Annotated in this window: 17 protein-coding genes; 5 read left to right on the plus strand and 12 right to left on the minus strand. The window is 37.3% G+C overall.

Annotation, left to right across the window (positions count from 1 at the left end; genetic code table 11):
- The first annotated feature begins 46 nt into the window (after positions 1 to 46).
- Genes aat through ACR1PO_RS09005 form a run of 3 tightly spaced genes read left to right on the plus strand, consistent with a single transcriptional unit; the run spans position 47 to position 2,480 of the window.
- Positions 47 to 700, plus strand: coding sequence for a leucyl/phenylalanyl-tRNA--protein transferase (aat, locus tag ACR1PO_RS08995; protein WP_332388807.1), 654 nt, complete (start codon positions 47 to 49; stop codon positions 698 to 700).
- Positions 687 to 1,565, plus strand: coding sequence for a DMT family transporter (locus ACR1PO_RS09000; RefSeq protein WP_433986549.1), 879 nt, complete (start codon positions 687 to 689; stop codon positions 1,563 to 1,565). Before aat ends, ACR1PO_RS09000 begins: the two co-directional genes overlap by 14 nt.
- 48 nt (positions 1,566 to 1,613) lie before the next feature.
- Entirely contained in the window at positions 1,614 to 2,480 is an 867-nt protein-coding gene (locus ACR1PO_RS09005) for a hypothetical protein (RefSeq protein WP_433986550.1), read from the plus strand.
- A 45-nt stretch (positions 2,481 to 2,525) separates the two neighbouring features.
- On the opposite strand, the gene ACR1PO_RS09010 is transcribed toward ACR1PO_RS09005, so the two are convergent.
- From ACR1PO_RS09010 to ACR1PO_RS09045, 8 genes are all read right to left on the minus strand, one after another.
- Entirely contained in the window at positions 2,526 to 3,908 is a 1,383-nt protein-coding gene (locus ACR1PO_RS09010; RefSeq protein WP_332388804.1) for a tetratricopeptide repeat protein, read from the minus strand.
- Positions 3,909 to 4,115: 207 nt separating this feature from the next.
- The gene (locus ACR1PO_RS09015) at positions 4,116 to 5,084 is read right to left on the minus strand and encodes a quinone oxidoreductase family protein (RefSeq protein WP_433986551.1); all 969 of its coding nucleotides are present in this window, start codon (positions 5,082 to 5,084) and stop codon (positions 4,116 to 4,118) included.
- 327 nt (positions 5,085 to 5,411) lie between these two features.
- Positions 5,412 to 6,020, minus strand: coding sequence for a Crp/Fnr family transcriptional regulator (locus ACR1PO_RS09020; protein ID WP_433986552.1), 609 nt, complete (start codon positions 6,018 to 6,020; stop codon positions 5,412 to 5,414).
- A gap of 21 nt (positions 6,021 to 6,041) precedes the next feature.
- Complete coding sequence (gene glmM, locus ACR1PO_RS09025; protein WP_332388800.1) at positions 6,042 to 7,424, minus strand: phosphoglucosamine mutase; 1,383 nt, start codon at positions 7,422 to 7,424, stop codon at positions 6,042 to 6,044.
- A 62-nt stretch (positions 7,425 to 7,486) separates the two neighbouring features.
- Positions 7,487 to 8,503 (minus strand): DUF4421 family protein, encoded by a 1,017-nt coding sequence (locus ACR1PO_RS09030; RefSeq protein ID WP_332388799.1) that lies wholly within the window; start codon positions 8,501 to 8,503, stop codon positions 7,487 to 7,489.
- Positions 8,504 to 8,720: 217 nt separating this feature from the next.
- The gene (gene feoB, locus ACR1PO_RS09035) at positions 8,721 to 10,754 is read right to left on the minus strand and encodes a ferrous iron transport protein B (RefSeq protein ID WP_433986553.1); all 2,034 of its coding nucleotides are present in this window, start codon (positions 10,752 to 10,754) and stop codon (positions 8,721 to 8,723) included.
- Positions 10,754 to 11,008 (minus strand): FeoA family protein, encoded by a 255-nt coding sequence (locus ACR1PO_RS09040; protein ID WP_332388798.1) that lies wholly within the window; start codon positions 11,006 to 11,008, stop codon positions 10,754 to 10,756. Before ACR1PO_RS09040 ends, feoB begins: the two co-directional genes overlap by 1 nt.
- A gap of 132 nt (positions 11,009 to 11,140) precedes the next feature.
- Entirely contained in the window at positions 11,141 to 12,040 is a 900-nt protein-coding gene (locus ACR1PO_RS09045; protein ID WP_332388797.1) for a GLPGLI family protein, read from the minus strand.
- 181 nt (positions 12,041 to 12,221) lie between these two features.
- Between ACR1PO_RS09045 and ACR1PO_RS09050 the strand changes: the two genes are divergently transcribed.
- Positions 12,222 to 12,719, plus strand: coding sequence for a DinB family protein (locus tag ACR1PO_RS09050; protein WP_374463554.1), 498 nt, complete (start codon positions 12,222 to 12,224; stop codon positions 12,717 to 12,719).
- Positions 12,720 to 12,774: 55 nt separating this feature from the next.
- On the opposite strand, the gene ACR1PO_RS09055 is transcribed toward ACR1PO_RS09050, so the two are convergent.
- Positions 12,775 to 15,486, minus strand: a complete 2,712-nt coding sequence (locus ACR1PO_RS09055) for a hypothetical protein (RefSeq protein WP_433986554.1) — start codon at positions 15,484 to 15,486, stop codon at positions 12,775 to 12,777.
- 448 nt (positions 15,487 to 15,934) lie between these two features.
- On the opposite strand from ACR1PO_RS09055, the gene ACR1PO_RS09060 reads away from it, so the two are divergent.
- Positions 15,935 to 16,816, plus strand: a complete 882-nt coding sequence (locus ACR1PO_RS09060) for a cupin-like domain-containing protein (RefSeq protein ID WP_232722697.1) — start codon at positions 15,935 to 15,937, stop codon at positions 16,814 to 16,816.
- A gap of 59 nt (positions 16,817 to 16,875) precedes the next feature.
- Here ACR1PO_RS09060 and ACR1PO_RS09065 read toward each other — a convergent pair whose 3' ends face one another.
- From ACR1PO_RS09065 to ACR1PO_RS09075, 3 genes are all read right to left on the minus strand, one after another.
- On the minus strand, positions 16,876 to 18,600 hold the full coding sequence (locus ACR1PO_RS09065; protein ID WP_433986555.1) for a M14 family metallopeptidase: 1,725 nt from the start codon (positions 18,598 to 18,600) through the stop codon (positions 16,876 to 16,878).
- A gap of 155 nt (positions 18,601 to 18,755) precedes the next feature.
- Positions 18,756 to 19,484, minus strand: coding sequence for a metallophosphoesterase family protein (locus tag ACR1PO_RS09070; protein ID WP_433986556.1), 729 nt, complete (start codon positions 19,482 to 19,484; stop codon positions 18,756 to 18,758).
- A gap of 2 nt (positions 19,485 to 19,486) precedes the next feature.
- The gene (locus ACR1PO_RS09075; RefSeq protein WP_291900570.1) at positions 19,487 to 20,029 is read right to left on the minus strand and encodes an RNA 2'-phosphotransferase; all 543 of its coding nucleotides are present in this window, start codon (positions 20,027 to 20,029) and stop codon (positions 19,487 to 19,489) included.
- Positions 20,030 to 20,038: the final 9 nt, after the last annotated feature.

Consider the following 20,038-nt stretch of genomic DNA (forward strand, 5'->3'; position numbering starts at 1 on the left):
GATCAATATAAATCCTGCTTTTTGAAGTGGGATTTTTTTTCTAAAAATGGTCCGATTAGACGAGAACGAGATTTCATTTCCAGACCCTGAACTGTATGACGGTCATGAGGGAGTGATTGCCTTTGGAGGTGACCTCTCCGTAGAACGTATTTGGTTTGCCTATCAATTGGGGATTTTTCCCTGGTACAATCCCGGAGAGGAGATTCTTTGGTGGTGTCCGGATCCAAGATTCGTGCTAATTCCTGCAGAATTGAGGGTTTCAAAATCCATGAGAAAAATCCTGAACAGGAATGTTTTTACTTTTTCTGAGAATAAGAATTTCAGGGAGGTGATCAGAAACTGCCAGCAGGCAACCCGGAAGGGACAGTCAGGTACATGGCTTTCCGATGAGCTGATGGATTCTTTTATCCAGCTTCATGAGTATGGGCTGGCCAGAAGCGTGGAAGTATGGCAGGATGGGGCGCTTGTAGGAGGTTTTTACGGATTGCAGATCGGGAATGTGTTCTGTGGAGAAAGTATGTTTGCCAAGGTGAGCAATGCTTCCAAAGCCGGGTTTATCCATTTTGTAGAAAGTAACAAAAATACAATTGAATTGATTGATTGTCAATCCCATACAGAGCACCTTGAAAGCTTAGGGGCAAAAATGATTCCTAAAAAAGAATTTCTAAAAATCTTACACGAAAATAATGAACGCAGATAAAGAAAAATGGGTTCTTCTGATTGTCCTGAGTATTATCTGGGGATCATCCTTTATTTTAATCAAAAAATCACTGGAACATTTCAATCCTTTTCAGGTAGGGTCTTTGCGAGTGCTTATTGCCGGGATCATTTTACTTCCGGTTGCCATTTCCAATTATAAGCTTTTCCCTAAAAAACATCTGAAATGGTTGATTCTGGCAGCTTTTACCGGAAATTTCATTCCAATGTTCCTGTTTCCGATTGCTGAAACTGAGATTAGCAGCAGCATTGCAGGGATTATCAATTCCATGATGCCTATTTTCGTGATCATTGTCGGCGCACTGGTGTGGAAGTTTGAAACAACCAAAAAACAGATCATCGGAACGTTAATAAGCTTCACAGGGGTCTGTATCCTTGCATTTGGAGGTGGTGACAGCGGAGAGTTTAAAATGATTCCGATTCTTCTGCTTTTATTAGCTACTTTATGCTACGCCCTGAGTACAACAACTGTAAAATCAAAACTTATGGAAGTCTCCTCCACTGTTTTGTCTGCTTTTGTTTTCTCGTTTGTTTTGATATTTCCTTCTATTATTGCATTGACATGTACAGGTTTTTTTTCTGAATTCAGTTTTTCGAAGGATAATCTGCTGGGGCTGATGTTCGTCAGCCTTTTATCTATTTTCGGAACGGGCCTGGCGATGATGATGAATTACCGTTTACTGAAAGTTTCCAGCCCTCTTTTTGCTTCAACTGTAACTTTGGTAATGCCCATTGTAGCCATTATCTGGGGGATTATTGATGGCGAACAGCTGACTTATTTACAATTTACAGGAGCAGGAATCATCATAGGCGGACTGATATTTTTAAGAACAAATCCTAAAAAGTAATATGATGTTATAAATTAAATTATATTTGGGCCGATTTAACTTATAGCTATGAAAAAACTTCTACTTTATGGCTCCATAGCCTTGTTTACCCTATCCTGTTCTGATTCAGACAACATCTCTTTTGACAACAGCGACCCTTCGGCTCAGAATGTGATACTTCCTACTAAAATGACAATAGATGGTATTGTCATGAAAGTCAATTACAACGGAACGAAGATCATCAGCATGATCAATAACATTAACCATGGTCAGAGAGTGGAGTTTTCCTATACTGACGATTACATTACAGGTATCAAAAATTACGAAAATAATGTTCTTGAAAGTACTGCTGAGTATAGCTATTCCAGTGGGCGCATGTCGTCAGCAGTCATTAAGGAATATTCCACTACCGGAACATTACAAAACACTGTTTCATTTACCTACACCTACACCAGTAATACAGAAATCAATGTAAAAAGACAGACGAATTCGGGAACTGCCGGTTCTTCGACCATCAACAGCGTGTTTACCTACAGCAACGGAAATATGGTAAGCAGTCTAGGTTCAGGGACAGGAACCGTAAATGGAAATACAGTTAATTATACAGAAAAAGAAACCTATACTTACACGGATAAAAATTATCCTTTTAAAAATGTGAAAGGTTTTGATAAGATCATATTCAATGGAAATGAGAGCAGTGATGGTGTCAGCATGTTATTTTCGAATATAAAAAACAGCTTAAGCAGTTATAAGGGAGAGTTTACCAGCTCCACAGCCGGAGGGGGAACAGCCACCGGAACAACTCAGCATAAGTATACAACAACTTTTAATACTGCCGGTTATCCATCTGAAGAAAGCAGACAGTCTCTTGACGCGAACGGAAACCCTAACAGCAGTACACCAGATAAGTTTTTTTACGAATATAATTATCAATAAAAAAACCTGCAGTTTTGCAGGTTTTTTGTTATTTTTCAGATAAATCTAGTTCTTTTTCTTCACTTTACCGGCCTTAACCTTTTTTACTTCATCTTTAATGAAAGGATATTTTTTCTGCATATCCTTAACCAAAGACGGATCAAGATCCAGTGCTTTCTGAAGTGATTCCATTCCTTTATCCTGCTCTTTCAGATTGAAATAACAGTTGCTTAACTGATAAAACAGTTCAGCCCTGTGATGCCTTTTAATAGCTTTATTCAAAACCGTCACCGCATCTTCATATTCTCCTACCAACATCAAAACTTCTGAATAGGCATACCAGTTGTAAAACCTTGAAGGCTCTGCATCTACCAGCTTTTTAAGACATGAGAGGCTTTCTTCAAACTTCCCGGAATCGATGAATAAAAACGCCAGTCTCTTCTGATAATCAAGGTTGTTTTCATTCAGCTGGGTAGCTTCTTTGGCAAAATGCAATGCTTCGGACATTCCGCCCATTTCTTCATAAAGATAAGACTGTTCCATCATGGCAAGATAAAACTGAGGGTCTTCTCTCAATGATTTCTGGAATGCATTCAAAGCCAGGATAGGCTGTTTTAAAGCCTTGTTGCATAATCCGATCTTATAGAAGGTAAATGCTTTTGTATATTCCAGCTCCAGCATTTCTTCATAAGTGTCGATTGCCTTCTGATATTGTCCCAAAGCTTCATAACAGGCTGCTTTATTAGCATATACTCCTACTGAATTGGAGTTGATTGCCAATAAATAATCATACCCTCTTATCGCTTCATCATAATTTTTTCTGTTGAAATAGAATTGTCCGTATTCAAACCAGGCGGTTTCAGAATAAGGGAATTCATCTAAATATTCATTAAGAAAGGCAATTGCCTCCTCACTCTTATTCAGGTCACTGAAGCATACCATACAGTTTTCCAGCGCATATTCATCCGCCGGATCTTCTTTCAGTGCTTTCCTGTAATGCTTAAGAGCGTTAAAAGGATCTCCGAGATTCACATATTCATCCGCAATAAAGTTGTGGAGAAAGTTTTCTTCTTCCTCTAATGTCAAAGCTTTTTTGCAGATTTCAATGGATTTTCTGGGATTTCCTAAGTTCGAATAATACTTGGCGTAGCAAACCAAAAAGTCTGTATTCTCCATAGAAGCACCTTTCAGTTCGTCAATAAGTTCTTTCGCCGTATTATACTCTTCCCACTCCAGAAGGATCTCAAGTCTTTTGATCTTAATATCCAACGAATTAGGGTGAAGCTTAAGCCCATAATTAACCGCCATATCTGCGTAATTAAAATCACCAAGCTCCAAATAATAAACAATAATGTCTTCCAGCTCTTCGGTATCGAAGTAGAATTCGTCATTGTTTTCCATCATTTCCTCGAACTTTTTTACAAGTTCATTTCCAAAATACTCTTCCAATAGTGTCCTCTTTGTCGGCCTGATGTCTGAATTTACTTACAAACCTCGGCAAACGTTTAGTTAATAATACATCTGAAACTGATATTCAAATATTTATGCAAAGTTGCAACTTTTTTTTGAATTTTCCATTTCATAAATTTCTATTATAAAAATAGTAAAAAAAGAAAACCGATAAAAGGATTGTGGATAAAAAAACGGAAATTGGGGTTAAATTCTTATGACCAGGCGTTTTCCGCTTTGTATCTCAGCGTTCCATACAGTTTCGATATTTTTAATATCAATGTCCTGTGTTTCCATTTTTATTTTTCCATCTACGGCGGCCTGAAACATTCCGGGAATAATTTCTGAGAACAAAAGTACTGTTTCTTCCTTCGTCCAGCTTCCCAATCCCGATCCGGAAATCTGAATATCAGTCCCCCGCAGAACCTGTGAAGACAGCTGAATGGCATCTCCGCTCATTCCTCCTACGTTTACCAGCCTTGTTTTATGGGAAAAGCTGCCATCTCCTTTAAGGGCAGATAATATCATTTCTACGGAATGTCCCCAGATATAATCCAAAATAATATCTATAGGCCTTTCCCTGTGAATTTCTTTTATTTTTTGCTTAAAATCATGTTCCTCCAGTTTGAGAGAAACCACCTCATCGGCACCTAATTCACGTAAAGCTAAAAGCGATTCTTCATTTCTTCCGGTAACGATAATCTTACCCGCTCCGTATAGCCTGGCAACCTGAACCGCAATTTTACCCGTAATTCCTGTTGCCCCATTGATCAGAACAGTATTACCCTGTCGTAATCCCGCCTTGAATTTTAATGCCATTGCAGAGCCCATCACCGCATTGGGCAATGCAGCTGCTATAGAGAAATCCAGTTTTTCAGGAATCGGAATGATCATTTTTTTATCTGCTGCTGCTTTTTCTGCTACGGTTCCTTTTTTACTGAAAAAATAGACTTTATTTCCGTTTTCCAGATATCCTGCTCCGTCTGTCCCGATAATTGTTGGCTGGTGTTCCTGATTATCTGTTGAATAGTGATTTCCACCAGCTCTGGCTCTGTCAAGGTTTTTAATAGCCGCGGCTTTCACTGTAACTATAATTTCATTTTCCTGTGCTTCAGGCTCAGGAAAATCGGTGTATTGAGGAATATTTCCTTTTTCAAATACTACTGCTGCTTTCATTCTTTTAATTTTTAAACAAAATTATGAGGAGTGAATGCTATGGAACGATAACATTTGTTATCATTTTAAGAAAGGAAGCCGGAAGCAGAAGGCTGGAAGTTTATAAGCGGGCAATAGATTAAAACGCAGAGGACGCCAGGAAATAGAAGAGCAAGTATTAATTTGTTCGCAAGGGCACTTCGTTCAGCAAATAACAGTTAACATCACTGAGAGGAACGCCTTTGCGAACATTTTCAACAATACCTATTATTCTTTGCGAACATTGCATTTAAGATGAGTCAGAATTTATGCAGTTTCTTTTTAAACTTCCGGCTTCCATCTTCCTGCTTATTCCAGTCTTTCTTTCAATATTTTGCTTTTGATCCTGCTGAGATGTACGGTGGTAATACCGAGATAGGAGGCAATATAATGCTGGGGGACTCTTTTGATAATCTCCGGTTTTTGCTTTACCAGATTCAAATATCGTTGCTGCGGTGTGTCTTTAATGAATGAAAAGAAATGCTTCATATAATCAAATATTCTTTCAAAAAGAGCATCCATAAAGAGATTTCTGAGTTCGGGTTTTTCATAAACTTCTTCCAGGAAAGCTTCCACATCAGATCTGCTGATTTTATATAAAATACAAGGTTCTATGGTCTCGAACGATACCATACTTGGCGAGCCTTTTTTAAAGCTTTCAAGGGAAGAAAACATCGTATTTTCAAGAAAAAACTGGAATGTTACGTCTTTTCCGTCATTATTATACCAGGCTCTTGCCATTCCTTTTTCTATGTAATAGGCATTACAGGAAATCTCCCCTTCCTGTAAAAGCAAAGTTTTGGCAGGAACTTCCATACGTTCGAAGCCGCTTACAAATTTTCTCCATTTTTCTTTGGGGAAAGGAAACCTGTCTTTGATATGTTCAAACATTCCTGATATAAAAAAGAACGGACGCATTGTCCGTTCTTCGTATATTTTTTAGATTAAACTCTTGATTTTTGCAATGATATCATCTCCCAACTGATCTGCTTCTTCCTGAGATTTAGCTTCAGTATAAATTCTGATGATTGGCTCTGTATTGGATTTTCTAAGGTGAACCCAATTGTTTTCAAAGTCTATTTTAACACCATCAACAGTAGAAACTTCTTCATTCTGATATTCCTGTTCCATTTTACTTAAGATAGCGTCTACATCAATCTCCGGCGTAAGTTCTATTTTCTTTTTACCCATAAAATAGCTTGGATAGCCTGCTCTTAGTTCAGAAACGGTTTTGTTTTCTTTGGCTAAATGAGTCAGGAACAGGGCAACTCCTACTAAAGAGTCTCTTCCGTAATGTAAATCTGGATAGATAATTCCTCCGTTTCCTTCTCCTCCGATCACTGCGTTTTTCTCTTTCATCAGAGTAACTACATTTACTTCCCCTACTGCGCTTGCAAAGTATTCTGAGTTGTGTGCATGTGCCACATCTCTCAAAGCTCGGCTTGAAGAAAGGTTGGAAACAGCCACTCCGTTTTTATGTTTCAATAAGTAATCAGCAACGGCTACCAGCGTATATTCTTCTCCGAACATTTCTCCTTTTTCATCAATAAGGGCTAATCGGTCTACATCCGGATCTACCACTACTCCTAAGTCTGCATTTTCTTTTTTTACCAGCTCACAGATATCTCCCAAATGTTCTTTCAAAGGTTCAGGATTATGTGGAAAGTGTCCGGTTGGTTCACAATACAATCTGATGGTTTCACAGCCTAATTTATCCAAAAGCATAGGAATCGCGATTCCTCCTGTAGAGTTCACAGCATCCAGAACCACCTTAAATTTCTTCGCTTTGATTGCTTCCACATCTACCATCGGCAGATCCAGAATCTGCTGGATATGAATATCAAAAGCATCATCTCTTGTTTCATATTTCCCAAGATCGTCTACTTCTGCATAGTTGAAGTCTTCACTTTCTGCCAAAGCCAGTACTTCTGCTCCATTTTCCCCGCTGATGAATTCTCCTTTTTCGTTTAATAATTTAAGGGCATTCCATTGTTTTGGATTATGGGAAGCAGTAAGGATGATTCCTCCGTCTGCATTCAGCTCAGGAACCATTACTTCAACAGTTGGCGTGGTAGAAAGACCAAGATCTATTACATTTATTCCCAGTCCCTGCAAAGTAGCAGTAACCAGGGAAGAAACCATCTGTCCAGAAATTCTGGCATCTCTTCCAATGATAAGGGTAAGATCTTTTTTGTTTTTATTATTCTGAAGCCATGTTCCGAAGGCGGATGCGAATTTTACCACATCCAGCGGTGTCAGGTTATCATTTACTCTTCCTCCAATGGTTCCGCGAATTCCGGAAATAGATTTTATTAATGACATGATGTTTTTTATTTTGTTTTTCTAAATTTTCCATCGCAAAGATACTTAAAAGACCTTTGAACTTATAGAACGGGAATCTTTTTTTGAATTTTATCGTAGGTATTTTTTACAACTTTCGGTGGTGCAAAGCGATAGCCTATATATAACAGTCCATAAAGGTTATTATTTTCCACAGTCTGGTTATCTTTCTGGTCGTATGCATAGCTTTTAAAATTCATTTTACCTCCGAATAAAAACCGGTCAGTATTATAGCCTATATGAAGGCCTCCCTGCATTCTTATGGTTGCATATTGCGCATTTTTTTTAGCACTTCCGTTCTCAATATCCGTGTAGCTGGAGAACTTTCCTCCGATCCCGACGGTCAGATAAGGTGAAATATTAACCTTATCTCCAATCACCCAATTATAGAAATACCCGATATTTCCTCCGATATTATACTGTATTTCCTTGCTTTTGACGCCGTCAATTGTATTTCTGAAAATGGTAAGATCATAATCCACAAACGGAATCCAGCTGCCACTGCTTTTCTTCTGCCATTCTCCCTGGGTGTAGATGCTTCTTGCTGAAAAATTTTCCTTGAGAATATAGGATGTTGAACCGCCAAAGGTTTGCACCCTCAGATCCGGAAACTGAATGTACGGATCTCGTCCTTCCTGCCATCCTGGGGAAAGGTCTTTCATATTTTCTACATAAAAGCCCCTTACATTTTTATAATAAACGTTCTGGATAAATCTTCCGGGGAAAAATCTGAAGCTTAGATCGGTATAAGAACTTTTTCCTTTCATTTCATCATCATTATTTCCATCTAAAAACCTGGGCGCAAATGATACCGTCGCACTTATGATTCTATAATCGACAGAAAGGGATGTTTTCGTTTTATTGTTGATTGACAGGTCCATCCTGAACGCATCCTTACCTTCTCCTGCTGAAAAAACATAGCTCTCAATATTAGTATCAAGATTCACACGAATCATTACCTGGTCTGCATAAGACTTGGTATTGACAGTATCTGACTGTGCCTTTACCTGAAGGACAAATAAAGAAAATAATATAGGTAATCCTGTCTTTAAGAAATTCAAATTAATAATTTACATTAGAAAAATGAAATTACTACATTTTTTTTAATTATCCGATGAACCCAATATTAAGAACAGCCGCAATCTTTATCGCAGTGGGTTCTTTTGGAACTGAATTTCTTAGGAGCAAAGTTCTTTTTTAGTACTTTAAACAGAGAGTAGCAGGCGAATGCTACAATGAGTATAACAAGTACATACTGAATGATTAATGATGAGTCCATTACTTTAAAATCTGATATACTATCATCGACACAAAATATGCCAAACCTGTCATCATGACCACCTGAAAGCCGGTCCATTTCCAGCTTTTGGTTTCTCTGTAGACTACTGCCAGTGTAGAAACACACTGCATTGCAAATGCGTAGAAAAGAAGAACCGAAATTCCGGTTGCAAAGCTGAAAACTTTTTCTCCGTTGGGCTTTACATCTCTTCTCATTTTATCAATTACTTTTACTTCCGGGGCATCATCTTCAAGACTGTAAAGTGTAGACATTGTGCCTACGAAAACTTCTCTTGCCACAAAGCTGGTAAGGATTCCTACCCCCATTTTCCAGTCGTAGCCGAGCGGAGCAATAACAGGTTCTATTCCTTTACCCATTTTCGCAAGGTAAGAATGATCAAGGTGAACATCGGTAGCGACGAACTGATCTGCTTTCTGGCTTGGCCCGAAGTAACTCAGGAACCAGATAATGATACTGACAATAAAGATTATTTTTCCGGCTCCGGTAATGAAATCCCATACTTTTCCTAAAACCATTTTAAAGTCATATCCGAAAAGTGGTTTTTTATAGGCCGGAAGGTCCATTACCAGGTACGTTTTTCCTTTACTTTTAATAAATCTTTTAAGAATTGATGCTGAGAATAAAGCGACCAGGAAGCCCAGAAGGTACATTCCCATTAAGACCAGTGCTTTATATTTTATTCCTAAAAATGTTCCTTCTGAAATAATCAGTCCGATGATGATACTGTATACAGGAAGTCTTGCCGAGCATGTCATAAAGGGTGTTACCAATATCGTCAGCAGCCTTTCTTTCACATTCTCAATGTTTCTGGTAGAAATCACTGCCGGGATAGCACAGGCAGTACCTGATACAAGCGGAACGATACTTTTACCGTTTAGCCCGAAAGGACGCAGCAGTCTGTCCATCAGAAATACAACCCTTGCCATATATCCGGAATCTTCCAGCAGGTAAAGGAAGTACAGCAGGATTCCGATCTGTGGTGCAAAAACTACGATTCCTCCTATTCCGGGAACGATTCCATTTGAAATCAATGAATTAATTGGTCCTTCGGGAAGATGCTCACTTGTAAATGCGGCCAGCCAGGAGAAAGTATCTTCAATCCAGCTCATCGGATATTCTGCGAGGAAGAAAACGCTTTGGAAAATAATCAGGAGAATCGCTAAAAAGACTACGTATCCCCAGAATTTATGAACTAAAACTTTGTCCAGCTTTTCAGTAACTAATTCTTTGAACTGAGCTTTTTTAGAAATAATATCAGCCAGGATTTTGTCTACATTCTGATATCTTCTGACAGTTTCCTGAACCTGTAATCTTTTAGGAACCAGGCTTTTGGAATCAGGCTCATTGAGCAGTTCCATTACCGAGCCTATTCTTCCGAGATCTGTCCCCAATGAGAGGCTCATCCAGGCTTTATATTCATTGTCAAAACCTTTATGGGCTGCCAGCTTCTGAATAAAATCCCTATGTTCGTTTGGTGTTTCAAAAGAAACTTTATCTGTTTTTACAAATTCATTGCTGTAAACGGCTTCCCTTACTGCATCAATTCCTATTTGCTCTTTGGCATTGGTCTGAATAATTTTAATGCCCAGTGCTTCTGAAAACTTTTGAATATCTATAGTAATACCTCTTCTTTCTGCCTGATCAATCTGATTAACAATCAGAATCATCGGAATTCCGAGGTCCTGGATCTGCTGAAACAGAAGCAGGCCCCTTTTTAAACTTAATGCTTCAAGAATATAAACAACCCCCGCATAGTTTTCCTGCTCGTCAATCAGGTATTTGGAAAAAATAGCTTCATCTTCTGAACTCGGGTATACGCTGTACGAACCCGGAAGGTCTATCACCTCCACTTCTTCGTTTTTATAAACATAGTTCCCCGAATGACTGGCAACGGTAACGCCGGCGTAGTTTCCGGTTTTCTGCTTTTTGTTGCAAAGTGTATTGAAAACCGTTGACTTCCCTACATTAGGATTCCCGACTAAAAGTATCTGTTTTTTCTTGTTTTCCTGCATTAATTCAATTCTTCAACAATGATGTAATCTCCTTCTTCCTCACGAAGAGCAATCCGGCTTTTTTCAGCTCCAAACTCTACATACATGGGGCCGCTGAACGGAGCCTGATACAAAATCCTGAAAGTGGTTTCCGGAAGAAGTCCCATTTCAATAATTTTATTGGGCATTTTAAGATGGTCGTTATCATATCCCAATATCTTCCCCATTTTATTTTTAGGGAATCCACTTAATTTATGTAATCCGTTCTCTTTCAAAGCCTAATTTTTAGTCCTGCAAATATACGCTATTTAAATTTAATCTAAATAACGTTTTATCATAAAAGAAATCACCCCAAACACATTGCTGTATCTGGGGTGATTCAAAATATAATTTAGTTGATATGAAGTCTATTTCTTCTTCTTGTCAGAAGGTTGTTCTTTTTCTATTGGATTGTCATTGGATCCGAAGAAATCTTTCACCTGTTTTTCAAGTCTTTTCATAAAGTCTCCTACTGTTCCATCTGTTCCAGGCATTGGCCTGCTCATATTTTCTGCTGTCATATATGGACGAGATTCAGCGAAAGGATCTGCTTTGTATCCTTCATAAGATTTCAAGAACTTTTCTTTAGATGTAGGAGTTATTGTATTGCTCATCATTCCCATTTTAGCATTGATCTTATCTGCATATGACAATTCATCATAGTTTTCGATCTTCTTATTTCCGCTCAGTTGCCAAGAATAGTTTTTATCAGCATCTTCAATTTTTACAATCAGACCTGGAAGACCTTTAAATTTATACGGTCCATCCTGAAAAGGAATATCTGAGCTGAACCATGCTGTCCATTTTCTGCCACCAAATTCAGTAGTTGCTTTCTGAGCATTATATTCTCCTACTTTTTGTTTATCTGGCAAAATGCTCCATTGTAATTTCGGATCATCCTCATATGAGAACAGGTTTCTGCTGATTCTGTCTACATACTGAACCTTCATGTCCGGATAACTTTTAATAATCTTATAAGAGAATTTCGGCCATTTTATCAGCTTAGTCATATCTTTAAAAGACTTGGTCTTCTCCATTTCTTCTATCTGTACTTTAATGATAGAATCCTGAGCCGGCATAGTATAATCCTGATAAATTGATTTTTTGGGTGTAATATCAAGAATGGTAATAATCTTATCCAGTTTCGCTGAATCTTTCTTAGGCTTAAAAGTCAGTTCATAAAAGAAACGGTTGGCTGTCTCTTTAGATTCCTGAGCTCCTGCAAAAGCAAAAAGTGCAATAAGAAATATGGAGAATAACTTTTTCATTGTAGCAAGTTTATATAATTAGTAACCGCATGTTTTATTTTGTTACAATTTTTTTCAAATTTTATTTTCCAGTAAAAAATATTCTTCCGTTTCAATCTTTACAACTTAAAAAATTATGATTCTCTTAAAACATTTTCATTTTTAAAACGCTTACCTTTAAGTTTCTAAAAAACAAAATATTATGGATACTTTATCTCAATTAAAATCCGAACTGGAGGGAGAATTCCAAACCACAAAAAAATTTATTGAACGATTCCCTGAGGGAAAAAATGATTATGCTCCCCATGAAAAAAGCATGAAAATGATGCCTCTTGCCACACACCTTGTAGAAGTTTTTGAATGGCCGAATACTATTTTGAAGACTTCCGAACTTGATTTTGCCAAAGGAGACTACAAACCAACAGTTCTTTCCACCAAAGATGATCTTATGAAAAAGCTGGAAGAAGACTATCAGTCAGCAAAGACAGCATTGGAAAACAGTACTGAAGAGGATCTGAAACCAAGCTGGACCATTAAAAATGACGGCCATGAGCTGGCAAGCTGGAGTAAATACGGGGCCATACGCCACGCTTTAAACCAGATTACCCATCACAGGGCCCAGCTGGGCGTATATTACAGACTGAATAATATTCCTTTGCCAGGAAGCTATGGGCCTTCAGCAGACCAGCAAAGTTTTTAATTACTATCTAAGTATATCTCAACAAAAAACCAATCCGCATGGATTGGTTTTTATTTTATTTAAAGTTGAATTTTACGGTTAGCATAACCTGGCTTGGGCGGAGTTGCATAGTTGTCTGGGTAATAGTTGCATCCCCAACATTTATTTTTTCAAATACTTTTCTATCTGCAATATTCATCCATTTTAATTCAAAATCAACTTTTTTCTTAGACCAGCTGAATTGGTATGAAACATCAAAAAACCCATTGTTTAATTTTGTTTGCCCTAATTTTGAATTGATCTGATCCCAGTAAAAACCAATAGTATGATTTTCCAAAGGATAGAAAAATACATTTAAATTATGAGTATATCCCTCCGTTTTACCAAGATCATTCTGAATGATTCCATTACTTTGCTTATTCCATGATTTGGTCATATTGAAATCAACACTCATCCACGAGAAATAGGTATTATTGAATTTAAATCCTAATGTATTACCATTAGTTTTAGTATCAATAAGATCTGTGTTTCTTATAGATTGAGATTTTGAGATGCTATTATTATAGCTGAATGATGCATTGGTTTTAAACTTCGGAAAATATTTTCCAATTTCTGCATATAAACTGTTGTTTGTTCTTTTGTTTTCTTTTTCTATATACTCAATTTCACTAAATCCTGATTCGTTAACTATGCTTGAAGCCAAAAGGTTATTTTTTGTATCACTTAGCCTATAGCCTACATTAAAAAATAGATTATTCAGCGGATTTCTGTACTCCAATCGCAATCCTCCATTTTTTGTATTGGTTTCAGGTATTGGATTTTTAGGATTCATTTTATTAAATCCACCTGGACTTATTAAAATATAGCCGGCATAAGCAGTCTGAATATCTCCAAAATTGTTACTGATTCCTCCATTCACACTGGCTTTGAAGAATGAAGCAAATGAATATTGTGCAAAAATATTAGGAGTAAATGTTACTTTGCTAAGAGATTTCGAAACATTTCTGAAAGCATCTTCAGCTTTGATATTATTAAAATTAACAGGAAAACTTGAAAATAAGCTCCATGATTCAGATTTATAATTAATTCCCACTGAAGCAGATGGATTAATTCTCGTAAACTTTAAGTCATTTTCGTAGTTTAATGTCGCAAAGTCTGGTTTATCATTAACTGTACTTCCATCGAAATTTGTTATCAGTTTATCTGTTGAAAAGTCGAGTCCTACTTGCGGTGTAAAAGTCCAACCCTTAGAAGAAAAACTGATATTTGCAGAATGCGAAGTATCTAAAGATTTAATTCTGAAATATTGCAAAACAGTACTTCCTGGCGTGAATTTAATAGTAGTTAAGTCTGTACTATTTGATTCTTTGTAAGGAAACTGCAAATAATCGGCTGGAGAAATTTCTAAGGTCTGCCTGTCATTCTGATAATTAATATAAGATTTAAAGTTTACCATTTTTTCCTTCCATGGAATAATGGTACTCAGAGAGTTCTGGAAAGATGTTGTGGGTGATTCCAAAGCTTCATTTCCTATCCTGTAACCATTTTTATCATTTCTTTCTGCAAAAGCCCTATCCCCGTTCCAAAACTGTGAAAATGTAGTTGTATTTTTAAAAAAACCTTTTTTAGCATTTTTTGTAAAGATCAATTCTCCTTTTAGTTTATCCGTATAGAAATTATTCAGGAACCTTGTTGTGTATTGTGTTCCCTGCTGGATATCTCTGGTAACACTATTTGATTCTCTTTCTACTGCGTTATTAGTATAGTTTGCATTGGCCTTAAGCTCCCATTCTTTCTTTTTATCAATATTGGTAAGGTAATTTGCAGAAAGGTAATGAACACTGTTCATTAAATATCTTTTTACCGGAAGGTTAGGAGTCTCTGCATTCTCTACACTCAACCAGTTATTCTGAGAAATATTACTTCTTCTTCCTTCCCATGAGCTTCCGAATGCCAGAATATTTCCTTCATTTTCCACCTGCTCACCCATATTATTGGTTTTATAATTGACCACCCACTGGCTTTTCTGCCCGAAAAACATGGGAGTCAGTTTTACATTCCAAAGCCATGGATCTCCGAAACCGGATCCCACTTCTCCTCTACCTGTCATGGTTACAGAATTTTTCAGCTTGATATTGATGGCTGCCTGATCTGAAGGCACTTTATCCTGCAGGATTTTTACCGGCTGGTGATTTTCGAGAACTTCTACTTTCTGTACCGCATCCTTTGGAAGAGAGTTGTTGATGGTTCCATAACCTCCTTCCATAAGGTCTTTTCCGTTGACATAAAATTTATTGATGGCATTCCCCTGGTACAGGATTGTTCCGTCATTGTTGACTTCAATCCCCGGAATCTTTTTCATTACATCTGCCAGGGTTCTGTCGTTTTTGCTGTTGAACGCTTTAAGATCGTAAGAGATCGTGTCTCCTCTTGCGGTGATCATTTTCGTTTTCAGCTGTACTTCTTTAATTTCTGTTGCTTCAGACTGCATTTTGAAATTCAGGGTCTGGTCGCTGTTGCTGATCTGTTTTGTAAGGGGTTTCTGGTTAAAGGCCTTCACTTTAAGATCCACATTGGATTCTGCTGAAGTAAAGGTCACTTTATATTCCCCCTTGGAATTCGTAATTCCGTAAGCCAGAATAGCATCTTTTCCAGGCTCTTCTATCGTCACACTGGCACTTGGTATCGCCACTCCGTCATCATCAGTGATCTTTCCTGAAACCGTTTTCTGTGCGAAAGTAAGCACCGTAAAGAAAAGCATCAGAAATAAGGAAATATTTTTTTTCATACTTATTATTTGCTCAATTAGTTAATGGTTATTGGTTTTTGTTACACTTTTTATAAAGATGAATTTTATGGATAAAGGTTAAATCATTTATCACTACAAATGTAGTGATATTTATTAAAGTTTTGATTTTTTCAATAAAATATGCATTTAAAAATCAATTCATCATAACTTATAGATCTTTACACTACTGATTATTTTTCTTAAAAACTATATTTGGCATATCAATTTTATAAAAACGCAGCCTGATTATTTTTTTAAATCCTGTAACAAAATCTTTATGTATTTTGTCTTATTAAATCAATAAAGGAACATTCTTAACAATAATAGAAATTTTGATATTTTTATCTGTTCCAAATAGTAAAATCTGATTTGAATCATAGATTAAAAAAAAATTAAAAACTGGTACATCAATATATATTTAATAATTTTGTAACATAAAATTTATAAAATGGGAATTATTTTAAAGCCTATAGATGTTGTAGATGATATTTCGAAAGAAGATTTCTACGAAAAATATCTGAAGCCAAGAAGGCCCGTTGTCATCAAAAATATGGCAAAAAAATGGCCTGCTTATCAAAAATGGACGATGGAATACATGAAGGAGGTTGTAGGAGATGTGGAGGTCCCGCTATATGACAGCTCAAAGGCAGATCCCTCTGCTCCCATCAATGCATCTGCAGCAAAAATGAAGTTTGGAGATTATATTGATCTTATACAAAGAGAGCCGACTGATCTCAGAATCTTCCTTTTTGACCCGATAAAATATGCCCCTAAACTTCTGGAAGATTATATTTCTCCCAAAGAATTAATGGGAGGTTTCCTGGATAAGTACCCCAATATGTTCTTTGGCGGTAAGGGATCAGTGACGTTCCTTCACTTTGATATTGATATGGCTCATATTTTCCATACTCACTTCAACGGCAGAAAACATATTCTTCTGTTTGATTATAAGTGGAAAGAAAGGCTTTACCAGATTCCATATGCAACCTATGCACTGGAAGATTATGATATTGAAAACCCGGATTTCACCAAATTCCCGGCGTTGGATGGTGTAGAAGGCATTGAGTGCTATCTTGAGCATGGTGATACTTTATTTATGCCTACAGGATGGTGGCACTGGATGAAATATCTGGACGGAAGTTTCTCTATTTCTTTAAGGGCATGGGACAAATCATGGGCCGTAAAAGCACACTCTCTGTGGAACCTTACTGTACAGCGTAAATTTGACGACATTATGAAGTCCAATTTCAAAAAGAAATACATGGACTGGAAAGAGAAAATGGCCATTAAAAGAGCTGAGCTAGCCTTGAAAAGAGGTTTACCAAGATAATAAAAAAAGACGTTTCTCCGGAAACGTCTTTTTTAGTTTACTTATTAATTAACAAACATTTACAACACTCTGTAAACAGGATATTGCCTGAATGTTTTTTCTTCAAAATAAGGAGAGTGTCTGTAAATCCAATCCAGCTGTGCAGTTCCGTCCTCCGACAATTTTTTATCTGATGCCCTGGCTGTTTCGAAAGCCTCTTTCAGTTTTTTATCTTTTTTCAGAAGGTCAGCGGCTGTATCTTCGAAGATATAGGCAGAATAATATTCTTTCTGTGCCAATATTCCATCAAAGAAATTCCAGTTAAAGAAAGAGTCTAATGCCTCAGGCTCAAGCGTTTCTATAATGTATTTTACGCCCGGCTGACTGGTAGGAACCAGATAATCACCTGCAGAAAATGTTATGTTTTTAGTGGAAGCATCCACAGTCGTTTCAAAATGCAGATAATGCCCTTCATAAGGATTTTTAACGGTTTTGAAATCTTTGATTTTATAAGATTGAACCGCTAAAGTACTGTCCTTCTGAATCGGCTTCATCTGAATATGATTTCTTTTGAACTCTTCAAGAACCCGGTACTGTGACTGAGGGATCACATAATATTTAGGAATAGTAATATATCCCGTTGGGACAGCAGTAGTAAAGAGTTTTATATTTTTTGTAAAAGGTTTATTTCGGTCATAATACAGTCTGGGCTTACCTGAAATTTCACTTGGCTTGTATTTTCCTTCATAGCCTTTAAAATCCATCGTAGAAAATTTCGTAGAATCAATTTTCCAGCGGATTCCGTATTGTTTCCCAGCCTGATACTGTTTTAAGTTTTCAATGCGAAGCTTTTTTATTTTTTGATAGTCCTTATCTAAATTCTGCAGATTCACCAGCATATATTTGTAAGTAGCATCAACCCTTTTGTCATAAGGCTTCAGCATATGGGTTTCAGGAACAGTTCCTAAAGAATTGAAAAGGGAAGTATATCCTGTGGAATATCGGGGAGAGTCTTCAAATGAGGCAAATCCAACTTCCGGAACATCTCCGTGAATGTTTACATAAGGAGTACTTTCATACCCCAGTTTCTTCATGTCTTCAAGATTTTTAGCCTGATACTCATTGTAGAAATAGTTTCCGAGAGTGGTTCCCAGACGTTCTTTAAAAGTGGAAATATAGGTAAATGTATACTGATAATCCGCTCCGTTGCTGACATGATTATCAATAAAAACATCCGGTTTCAGCCATTGATAGATTTCCTGAAAGCTTCTGGCATTTTTGGAATCTGCCTTAACGAAGTCCCTGTTCAGGTCATAATTCCTTGCATTTCCTCTGAAACCGTATTGTTCCGGTCCATTCTGATTGGCTCTGGAATAGGAGCCTCTGTTGAGCATTCCACTGACGTTGTAAGCAGAAATGGCAGCAATAATAAAGTTCTGCGGGGTTTTGATCTTTTGGGTGGCAAGATCTCTCATCAGCATCATGGTAGCATCTATTCCATCCGGTTCTCCCGGGTGAATGCCATTGTTGACAAAGAGAATTGCTTTTTCTTTTCTTAATCTTTCAAGGTCTTTTTCAGGAAAAGGATTATAAATAACGACATATATCGGTTTTCCATTGTCATCTTCTCCTTTTTTAAGGTATTGAATGGTATTGAAGTTCTTAGCCAGATCCTGATAGTAGCTGTTCATTTCATCATAGGTAACCGTCTGATTACCATTGCCTTTTTCAAAAGGAGTCTGAAATGATTTCTGTGCAAAAAATAAGGTAGAACTCAGGGTGAATAAAAGGTATTTCAGTTTCATTGAAGTCATATTTTCAGACTTTAAAAGTAGTTATCTTTTGTGAGAAATGGGAATGTGTTAGCAGGCAAAATTGCGAAAAAGTGAAAATGCAAAATTACTTTTAAAATAAAAACCTAACAGGTTTTGAAAACCTGTTAGGTTTATTCTCGACAGTATTAATTTCTGCCCTTTTCTTTAGGATATAAGGAGGGAAGCGGATCACTTTGCCAGAATTCTTTGGTATTAATATCCATGATGGATAAAGCTCCGGTATAAGCTGCTCCGGTATCCATATTCCAGACATTGGCTTTATTGGCAGGAACCCTAATTCCAATATCAAGAGTGGGCGTATGTCCGATGAATATTTCTTTGTACAATAGTAGTCTTTTGGGATATAATGCTGAATTTCTCTGCAGCTTTTTATCCATTGCAACAGCGGTTTCCCAAAGGGTTCTGTCCCAGCGGTAATTACTGGAATAAACTTCCCTCTCAGGACCGTGCATAGAAGCATACCCCGCATGAATAAACAGGCGGTTCTGATCGTCGATATAATAGTTTTTCATTTTTTGAAAGAACCCAAGATGAATATCAAGATCTTCCGGGAGATAGTTTTTATAACTTTCTACGGTACTTTTTCCTCCGTTGAAAAGCCATACATCAGGACTTTTGCCTGATGCCAGCCAATCTTCGCACCAGGCATCATGGTTTCCTTTGATGAAAATACATTCCTGCTTTTTGGAGAGATCCATTAAAAACTGTATGATTTTGGAAGATTCGCTCCATCCGTCTACATAATCTCCGAGGAAGATCAGTTGATCATCAGGTGTTACTGTTGCTCTTTCGAGAACCTGCTGTAAAGCTTTAAATCCCCCATGAATGTCACCTATTACTAATGTTCTGCTCATTTTTACTTAGAAATGTATTTTACATCAACAAAATCCGTAAGCCATACTCCATTTGCAGACTGGTAGAAAGACAATCCTTCCTGATACATTGTTCCGGTTCTGATCGTAAGAATCACGGGTTTGCCATGTCTCATCCCTACCTTTACAGCCGTCTCTTTATCAGCACTTAAGTGTACATGCTGGCGGGTCCTTTTTTCGATTCCTTTTTCTAAAATGGAAGCAATATTAGCTTCTGCTGTTCCATGGTACAGAAATTCCGGAGGCTGTTTTGTTTCCAACGCAAGGTCTATATCAACAGAATGTCCCTGGCTGGCTCTGATCATGGTTTTATCTTCGTTAAAAGCAAAACGCTTTTTATTATTGGTTTCTACCACCTCATCCAATTCTTCGGGAGTAAAATATATTCTCTTCTTTGCTGATTTTTCCCGCAGCTCTTCCACGTTTGCCCAACCGTTTTCATCCAGTGTAAGGCCTATACTTTCTGGCTGATGCCGTAGGATCAGGCTTAAAAATTTACTTATTTTTTTCTTTTCTATTTCGTTCATGGTTTGTGC

The organism is Chryseobacterium amylolyticum (assembly GCF_051011775.1).
Classification (GTDB): domain Bacteria; phylum Bacteroidota; class Bacteroidia; order Flavobacteriales; family Weeksellaceae; genus Chryseobacterium.

Excerpts from the sequence above, each read along its gene's own strand:
- ACR1PO_RS09055 (WP_433986554.1), bottom strand. The coding sequence starts at position 15,486 with ATGAAAAAAAATATTTCCTTATTTCTGATGCTTTTCTTTACGGTGCTT.
- ACR1PO_RS09050 (WP_374463554.1), top strand. The coding sequence starts at position 12,222 with ATGGATACTTTATCTCAATTAAAATCCGAACTGGAGGGAGAATTCCAA.
- ACR1PO_RS09005 (WP_433986550.1), top strand. The coding sequence starts at position 1,614 with ATGAAAAAACTTCTACTTTATGGCTCCATAGCCTTGTTTACCCTATCC.
- ACR1PO_RS09065 (WP_433986555.1), bottom strand. The coding sequence starts at position 18,600 with ATGAAACTGAAATACCTTTTATTCACCCTGAGTTCTACCTTATTTTTT.
- ACR1PO_RS09060 (WP_232722697.1), top strand. The coding sequence starts at position 15,935 with ATGGGAATTATTTTAAAGCCTATAGATGTTGTAGATGATATTTCGAAA.
- ACR1PO_RS09015 (WP_433986551.1), bottom strand. The coding sequence starts at position 5,084 with ATGAAAGCAGCAGTAGTATTTGAAAAAGGAAATATTCCTCAATACACC.
- ACR1PO_RS09020 (WP_433986552.1), bottom strand. The coding sequence starts at position 6,020 with ATGCGTCCGTTCTTTTTTATATCAGGAATGTTTGAACATATCAAAGAC.
- aat (WP_332388807.1), top strand. The coding sequence starts at position 47 with ATGGTCCGATTAGACGAGAACGAGATTTCATTTCCAGACCCTGAACTG.
- ACR1PO_RS09045 (WP_332388797.1), bottom strand. The coding sequence starts at position 12,040 with ATGAAAAAGTTATTCTCCATATTTCTTATTGCACTTTTTGCTTTTGCA.
- ACR1PO_RS09070 (WP_433986556.1), bottom strand. The coding sequence starts at position 19,484 with ATGAGCAGAACATTAGTAATAGGTGACATTCATGGGGGATTTAAAGCT.
- ACR1PO_RS09000 (WP_433986549.1), top strand. The coding sequence starts at position 687 with ATGAACGCAGATAAAGAAAAATGGGTTCTTCTGATTGTCCTGAGTATT.
- glmM (WP_332388800.1), bottom strand. The coding sequence starts at position 7,424 with ATGTCATTAATAAAATCTATTTCCGGAATTCGCGGAACCATTGGAGGA.
- ACR1PO_RS09075 (WP_291900570.1), bottom strand. The coding sequence starts at position 20,029 with ATGAACGAAATAGAAAAGAAAAAAATAAGTAAATTTTTAAGCCTGATC.
- feoB (WP_433986553.1), bottom strand. The coding sequence starts at position 10,754 with ATGCAGGAAAACAAGAAAAAACAGATACTTTTAGTCGGGAATCCTAAT.